General features: G+C 67.5%; 1 protein-coding gene. It reads left to right on the forward strand.

The annotated features are described in order from the left end of the window. On the forward strand, nt 1-906 hold a 906-nt coding region (locus A5706_RS13220; RefSeq protein WP_068131228.1), incomplete at both ends, for a sulfate/molybdate ABC transporter ATP-binding protein.

Here is a 906-nt window from a genome sequence, read left to right on the forward strand (position 1 = left end):
AAGGGGTCGTTGACGGCGTTGTTGGGGCCCAGTGGTTCGGGCAAGTCGACGCTGTTGCGGGCCATTGCGGGGCTGGATCAGCCCGACAGTGGCACGGTGACGATCGATGGCCGTGATGTCACCCGGGTGCCGCCGCAGCGGCGCGGGATCGGGTTTGTGTTTCAGCATTATGCGGCGTTCAAGCATCTGACGGTGCGCGACAACGTGGCCTATGGGCTCAAGATCCGCAAGCGTCCGAAGGCCGAGATCAAACAGAAGGTGGACAACCTGCTGGAGGTGGTGGGGCTCAGCGGGTTTCAGACCCGTTATCCCAATCAGCTGTCCGGGGGTCAGCGTCAGCGCATGGCGTTGGCGCGGGCGTTGGCGGTCGATCCGCAGGTGTTGTTGCTCGATGAGCCGTTCGGGGCGCTGGATGCCAAGGTGCGCGAGGATTTGCGGGCGTGGTTGCGCCGCCTGCACGACGAGGTGCACGTGACCACGGTGTTGGTGACCCACGATCAGCAGGAGGCGCTGGATGTGGCCGATCGGATCGCGGTGCTCAACAAGGGCCGCATCGAGCAGGTCGGGTCACCCACCGAGGTCTATGACTCCCCGGCGAGCTCGTTTGTGATGTCGTTCCTGGGTGCGGTGTCCGAACTCAACGGTGCCCTGGTGCGCCCGCACGACATTCGGGTGGGCCGCAAGCCCGATATGGCGGTGGCGACCGCCGATGCCACCGCAGAGTCGATCGGGGTGGTGCGGGCCACCGTCGATCGGGTGGTCGCGCTGGGCTTCGAGGTGCGCGTGGAACTGACCAGCGCGGCCACCGGGGGCCCGTTCACCGCCCAGATCACCCGCGGCGACGCCGAGGCCCTGGCCCTGCGCGACGGCGACACCGTCTACGTGCGCGCCACCCGCGTGCCGCCC

It is taken from the genome of Mycobacterium sp. E796 (assembly GCF_001672815.1).
Taxonomy (GTDB): Bacteria; Actinomycetota; Actinomycetes; order Mycobacteriales; family Mycobacteriaceae; genus Mycobacterium.